6 protein-coding genes and 2 pseudogenes are annotated in these 6,508 nt (G+C 71.9%); 3 read left to right on the top strand and 5 right to left on the bottom strand.

The features are described from left to right. The 5 genes and pseudogenes from ABZ896_RS51690 to ABZ896_RS51670 form a co-directional block, all read right to left on the bottom strand. Positions 1-120 (bottom strand): annotated as a pseudogene (locus ABZ896_RS51690) (5-dehydro-2-deoxygluconokinase); the annotation flags it as partial. Next, positions 95-841, bottom strand: a pseudogene (locus ABZ896_RS51685) (TIGR00374 family protein); the annotation flags it as partial. The pseudogenes ABZ896_RS51685 and ABZ896_RS51690, both read right to left, overlap by 26 nt. Before the next feature lie 92 nt (positions 842-933). Beyond that, positions 934-3,288: a glycosyl hydrolase family 65 protein gene (locus ABZ896_RS51680; RefSeq protein WP_360946157.1), complete on the bottom strand. Its 2,355-nt coding sequence runs from the start codon at positions 3,286-3,288 to the stop codon at positions 934-936. Continuing rightward, the gene (locus ABZ896_RS51675) at positions 3,285-4,022 is read right to left on the bottom strand and encodes a beta-phosphoglucomutase family hydrolase (protein WP_360946154.1); all 738 of its coding nucleotides are present in this window, start codon (positions 4,020-4,022) and stop codon (positions 3,285-3,287) included. The genes ABZ896_RS51680 and ABZ896_RS51675 overlap by 4 nt, the downstream gene beginning before the upstream one ends. 42 nt (positions 4,023-4,064) lie before the next feature. Then, positions 4,065-4,514, bottom strand: coding sequence for an SgcJ/EcaC family oxidoreductase (locus ABZ896_RS51670; RefSeq protein ID WP_360946151.1), 450 nt, complete (start codon positions 4,512-4,514; stop codon positions 4,065-4,067). Between the two features lie 88 nt (positions 4,515-4,602). Between ABZ896_RS51670 and ABZ896_RS51665 the strand changes: the two genes are divergently transcribed. The 3 genes from ABZ896_RS51665 to ABZ896_RS51655 form a co-directional block, all read left to right on the top strand. Then, positions 4,603-5,229, top strand: coding sequence for a nucleoside/nucleotide kinase family protein (locus ABZ896_RS51665; RefSeq protein WP_360946148.1), 627 nt, complete (start codon positions 4,603-4,605; stop codon positions 5,227-5,229). Between the two features lie 122 nt (positions 5,230-5,351). Then, on the top strand, positions 5,352-5,807 hold the full coding sequence (locus tag ABZ896_RS51660) for a hypothetical protein (protein WP_360946146.1): 456 nt from the start codon (positions 5,352-5,354) through the stop codon (positions 5,805-5,807). An 84-nt stretch (positions 5,808-5,891) separates the two neighbouring features. Continuing rightward, the coding region (locus ABZ896_RS51655) for a hypothetical protein (RefSeq protein WP_360946143.1) at positions 5,892-6,508 on the top strand (617 nt) is incomplete at its 3' end.

Raw genomic sequence — 6,508 nt, 5'->3', positions numbered from 1 at the left:
ACGGCTGGGCTCCTCGCTCAGGCCGGTGCCGGTGACCCAGAAGATGCCCGCCTCGCGGACCGCGTCCAGGTCCAGCTCGTGGGCGTCGATCTCCAAGCAGCGCGGCCGCGGTGCTCGCCGCGAGATAGAGCAGCGCGACCAGCGAGGGGGCCAGCGGCAGCGTGACCGCCTGGGCGACGGCGACGAGCACGAGGGCGTGCAGCACGACGAAGCCGAACGAGCCGCCCCACAGGGCCATCGCCAGGCCGGGTCGCAAGTGGATCGCCCTGATGTCCGCCAGCATCGACACCAGGACCCGCCGGCACCGGGGCCACAGCACGACACCGAGCAGGACGCCACCGACGACGACGGCCAGCCATCCGACGGGGACGCCCCGGAACCCGAGCACCCCGGGACACGCCGCCGCGAGAACGGCGATCAGCCCCACCCGCACCACCCCACCAGTCGCACCCTTCACGGCCAGCGCCGTCACCGCCCCGCCCGCCGGCATCCCGCAGCGCATGAGAAACCGGAGGTTCACCGCACCCGTACCGAGCCCGGCGGGCAGCAGTTGCCCGGCGGCGGAGGCGGCGAACTGCGCGGCCACCAGCCGGCCCGGCGGCAGGGACCGTAGCACCGCGCCCCGCTGGGCGAGCGCCGAGCACGGCCAGGTCGCGGCGGCGGCCGTGGCGGCCAGCAGCAGCCAGCCCTGGTCGGCGACCGCGAGGCGCAGCGCGCCGGTCTCCAGGACGGGCCAGTGCCGTCTGGCCAGACAGCCCGCGGCGACCAGGACGGTGAGCGCGAGGGCGAGCTGCCCGTAGGGGCGTCTGCGGGTGGGGGCGACGGCGACCTGCTCGGACATCGTCCACCCTCCGCGCGACTCAGGGAAATACGGACAAACTAACCCTCCGCCTCCACGTCCGCCGCCCGGAGTTGACCCAACCGACTCACGGTTCAGCGCACATGGGGGACCCGGTGCGGCGGCTGCTGCGGGGCCGGCCGGTCCGGCGCGGGCGGAACGGACCGTACGACCGGTCCGTCACCGTTGACCGTCAGGGCACTGCCGTGGTGGCGGATCGTCAGCGGGTCGCCCGAGAGCAGGGTGTACGTCGTCTTGTCGGGCCCGATCTCCACCCGCAGCCGGCGTCCGAGGATCTGGAGGCTGAAGGCGAGCCGGCTCAGCCGCTCGGGCAGCCGCGGTGCGAACCGCAGCGAGTCGCGGTCGCGGCGCAGTCCGCCGAAGCCCGCGACCAGGGCGGTCCAGGTCCCGGCGAGGGAGGCGATGTGGAGTCCGTCGCGGGTGTTGTTCTCCAGGTCGGCGAGGTCCATCAGGGCCGCCTCGGCCGTGTAGTCGTAGGCGAGGGAGAGGTGTCCGGCGCGGGCGGCGACCACGGCCTGGACGCAGGCCGACAGCGAGGAGTCCCGGACGGTCAGCGCCTCGTAGTAGGCGAAGTTGCGGGCGATCTGCTCCTCGTCGTGGAACGCCTCGAACCAGTTGCTGCACAGGTACATCGCCAGCACCAGGTCGGCCTGCTTGATCACCTGCTTGCGGTAGAGGTCGAAGTAGGGGAAGTGCAGCATCAGCGGGTACCGGTCGGGGCCGGTGCCGTCGAAGTCCCAGTGCTGGTAGCGGGTGAATCCGGCGTGCTGTTCGTGGACGCGGAGTTCGTCGTTGTACGGGATGTGCACGGCATCGGCGGCGTCGCGCCAAGCGGAGCTCTCCTCGTCGTCGACGCCGAGCGCGGCGGCCTGTTCCGGGTGGCGGGCGCAGGCGTCGGCGGCCGCGAGGAGGTTCGCGCGGGCCATGAGGTTGGTGTACGTGTTGTCGTCGGCGATCGCGCTGTACTCGTCGGGGCCGGTGACGCCGTCGAGGTGGAAGACGCCGTGGTGGTCGTGGTGGCCGAGCGAGCGCCACAACCGGGCGGTTTCCACGAGGAGTTCGACGCCGGTGTCGCGCTCGAAGGCGGTGTCGCCGGTGGCCTCGGTGTAGCGCACGACGGCGTCCGCGATGGCCGCGTTGACGTGGAAGGCCGCGGTGCCGGCCGGCCAGTACGCGGAGCCCTCGGAGCCCTCGATGGTCCGCCAGGGGAACGCGGCGCCGCTCAGACCGAGCTGGGCGGCCCGGTCGCGCGCGGCGGGCAGGGTGTGCTGCCGCCAGCGCAGGGCCTCGGCGACGGCGGTCGGCTCGGTGTAGGTGAGCAGCGGCAGGACGAAGGTCTCGGTGTCCCAGAAGGCGTGGCCGTCGTAGCCGGAGCCGGTCAGGCCCTTGGCGGGGACGGCCCGCTGCTCGGCGCGGGCGCCGGCCTGGAGCACGTGGAAGAGGGCGAAGCGGACCGCCTGCTGGATCTCCTCGTCGCCGTCGACCTCGACGTCGGCACGTCCCCAGAAGTCGTCGAGGTAGCCCCGCTGCTCCTCCAACAGGCCCTCCCAGCCGCTGTGGGCGGCCGCCGCCACGGCCGCCTCCGCCTGGTCGCTCATCGCGGGCCGGGAGCGGGCGCCGGACCAGCCGTGGCCGACGATCTTCTCCAGCCGCAGCCGCTGCCCCGCCTCCAGGACGGAGGTGACCGTGAGACGGGCCATGTCGACGGTGCTCTCGGCGCTCAGAGTGGTGCGTTCGGGTCCGTCCACGACGTGGTCGGCGGCGACGGCGACCCTCAGGCCGCTGCGCCGGGTGCGGTGGACCAGGCGCAGCCGGGTGCCGGAGGCGAAGTCCTCCTCGTGCTCCAGCGGCGACTTCAGGGCGCGGGCGGCGCGCGGGTCGCCGTTGGGGTCGGGCAGGCTCTCGTTGGTGACCAGCTCGGACTGGATGACCACGCGGGTACGGCAGTCGACCGGCTCCACCTCGTAGGCGATGGCGGCGACGGCCCGCTGGGTGAGGGACACGAGCCGGGTCGAGCGCACCCGGATCCGGGAGCCCGCGGGCGAGATCCACTCGCAGCTCCGTTCCAGGACGCCCCGGCGCAGGTCCAGGCAGCGTTCGTGGGCGACGAGACGGCCGTAGCGCAGGTCGAAGGGCTCGTCGTCGACGAGGAGGCGCACGATCTTGCCGTTGGTGACGTTGATGACCGTCTGCCCGGACTCGGGATAGCCGTATCCGGCCTCGGCGTACGGCAGCGGGTGGGTCTCGTGGACGCCGTTGAGGTAGGAGCCGGGCAGGCCGTGCGGCTCGCCCTCGTCGAGGTTGCCGCGCCAGCCGACGTGACCGTTGGAGAGCGCGAAGACGGACTCGCTCTGGGCGAGGACGTCGAGGTTGAGGGCGGTCTCGCGGACGGCCCAGGGTTCGACGGTGTAGGAGCGGTGGGTGATCACGCCTGCTCTCCCAGTTCGGCGAGGTCCTTGACGACGACGTCCGCGCCGTGCGCGTGTAGGGCGTCGGCCTGTCCCACGCGGTCGACCCCGACAACGTATCCGAAGTGGCCGGAGCGCCCCGCGTCCATGCCGGCCAGGGCGTCCTCGAAGACCGCGCACCGGGCCGCGTCCAGGCCCAGGTCGCGGGCGGCGGCCAGGAAGGTGTCGGGGTGCGGCTTGCCCGGCAGGTGCCGTTCGGCGGCGACCACCCCGTCGACGCGTACGTCGAAGAGGTCCTCGGCGTCGATGGCGCGCAGCACGTCCCGGCAGTTGGCGCTGGAGGAGACGATGGCGGTGCGCAGGCCCTGGTCGCGGACGGCCTTCAGATAGCGCAGGGTTCCGTCGTAGGCCTCGACGCCGTCGGTACGGATCTTCTCCAGGACCAGGACGTTCTTGCGGTTGCCGAGGCCATGGACCGTCTCGGCGCCGGGTGGGTCCTCGGGGCTGCCGTCGGGCAGGTCGATGCCGCGGGAGGCGAGGAAGGTGCGGACACCGTCGGCACGGGGGCGGCCGTCGACGTACTCGTCGTAGTCGTGGTCGGCGAACGGCCGGAAGTCCGCGCCCTCACGTTCTCGCAGGAACGCGTCGAACATCTCCTTCCAGGCGGCCGCGTGCACGACGGCCGTCCTGGTGACGACTCCGTCGAGGTCGAAGAGGCAGGCGTGAATGGCTTCGGGCAGTCCGAGCTTCGTCATACAGGACCGGTTCCCTTCGATCCGCTGCGCCAACGGGTGGATTCAGTCGTGGGGGAAGGAGTGGTGCTCGTGCGCGACCAGCCAGTGGCCGCGCTCCTTGCGCAGGCCGAAGGTGAGTCTCAGGCGCAGGGTCGGGTGGGCGGCGAGTTCCTCGGGGGTGCCGCAGCGCAGCAGGGCGTACGCGTAGGCGACGTCCGAACCGGCGGTGACGTCGAGGGTGTCGATGTCGAAGCGGGCGCCCTGGGCCTGCCAGGCGAAGAAGGGCGGCCAGAGGGCCCGGTAGGCGGCGAGGCCCCGGATACCGGTGCCGGGCGAGGGGACGTCGTACATGACGATGTCCTGGGCATGACCGGCGAGCACGCCTCTGAGGTCGCCGCGGTGGACGGCGTCGGCCCATCCGGTGATCAGGGCGCGGATCTGGGCTTCGTCGTCCGGGGGCGCGGACCCGGCCGCGCCGCGGGAGTCGCCGAACCTGTGGGAGTCGTAGGACAAGGCTGTGGCTCCTTTCTCCCCTTTCTCCTCCCAGGGTGCCTGGTCGACCTGTGGTCATCGATTCGGGACCGGATGGCAGACTCTGCCTGTGCCGCCGACCTTCGACGACCTCGTCGCCCGTGCCCGTGCCCTCGCCGCCCCAGGAGGGCGGACGCTCCTCGGCATCGCCGGCAGCCCCGGCTCGGGCAAGACGACCCTCGCGGAACAGCTCGTACGGGCGCTGAACGGCTCCGGCGAGCCCTGGGCCGCGCACGTCCCGATGGACGGCTTCCACCTGGCCGACGTCGAACTGGACCGGCTCGGCCTCCGCGACCGCAAGGGGGCGCCGGAGACCTTCGACGCGGGCGGGTACGCGGCCCTCCTGCGCCGGCTGCGCGAGGAGCCGGAGATCGTGTACGCGCCCGGCTTCGAGCGGGTCCTGGAACAGCCGATCGCGGGAGCGATCCCGGTGTTGCCGACCGCTCGACTGATCGTGACGGAGGGCAACTACCTGCTGCTGTGGCCCCGGGTCCGAGCGCAACTGGACGAGGTCTGGTTCTGCGAACTCGACGAGGACGAACGGCTCCGCCGGCTCATCGCCCGCCACGAGGAGTTCGGCAAGAGCCACGAGGACGCGGTGGCGTGGGTCCACCGCTCGGACCAGCCCAACGCGGAGCTGGTACGGGCGACCCGGGAGCGAGCGGACTTGGTGGTGCGGGCGACGACGCCCGCGTGACGGGCGGCCTTACCACATCAGCGGGTTGAGCGGAACCTGTCAGATACCAGAGACGTCTTCGGCGGACTTCCTTCTAGATTCTCCCGCGTTGCATCAACCCGGTGAGAACGAGGAGGAATGCAGTGGGGAAGAAGTTCTCTGTGCGCATGTTCGCGGTCGGTGCCGCGGCGCTGGCGTCGGTCTTCGCGATGTCGGGAAGCGCCGACGCCACGGAAGGCCCGGGATGCCCCGGCGACGAGGTGACGTGCTACGGCTGGAGCGGCAACTGGAACCAGGACGGCGGAGCGATCAGCTACTTCCGCGGCGACGCCTGGGACCTCAACCTCGACCGGTACCTGGGCTCCGGCACCGGTTCGGGTCAGCGGATCGGCAACAACGACGGCTCGCTGTTCGTGAACGCCCTCGACTACACGCGGACGTTCTACTACAACCCGTCCGTCGGTGGCGCGCGGCCGTCCGGCTACAACATCACCTACGGCTTCGGCGTCCGGACCTGCAACAACCACACCGGCACCACCGACTGGGGTGTGCTGCCCTGGTACATCTGCAACAACGCCCGGGCGCACTTCATCAACTGACCGGTCCCGCCGACGCGGGCGCCGGGGACCGTACGGGTTCTCGGCGCCCGCCGCCCCAGCCGTATCCGAAGGAGAACGACTCTCATGGGCGACCCCAGGCGCTCGACACGACGTCTCGTCGCGTGGCCGGTGGCCGGTCTGCTGCCGCTGCTGGCCGTCCTCGGATGTTCCGCCGCGGGCGGGGACACGGCGTCCACCGCGCCTCCCCCGATCAAGGTGACCGCGCTCAAGGACCTGCGCGACATCGAACAGCCCCTGAACGGCTACATCCTGACACAGCGTCAGTCCCAGTTGGCGTTCGCGGCCGAACAGCGACTGCGGATCCGGTGCGCGGCGCGGTTCGGGCTGCGGTGGGACCCGCCGCCGGTGAATCTCGACGTCCCGGACACCTTCCGCTACGGCGCCGACGCGTACGTCCGCTACGACGAGGCCGCCGCCCGCCGTTACGGCTACCACGCCGCTCCCGCGGACGGCGCCGGGACCGATCCCACCGTCGATCCCGCGCAGGAGGTGCCGTCCTCCACGAAGTCAGCGCCGTTGCGCGCGGTTCTGACCGGTCAGGGGAGCCGTACCGTCGCCGGCAAGAAGGTGCCGGAGGGCGGGTGTGTCGAGGAGGCCCGCCGCGAGCTGCGGGAGGGCACCGACCCCCGCTGGAACGAGAACTACCCCAACGCCCTCGCCATCGACCTCCAGGGCAAGAT

This window comes from Streptomyces sp. NPDC047072 (genome assembly GCF_040643855.1).
GTDB lineage: Bacteria > Actinomycetota > Actinomycetes > Streptomycetales > Streptomycetaceae > Streptomyces.
Note: the sequence above shows the minus strand (reverse complement) of the source record. Positions and strands in the feature narration are given on the sequence as shown.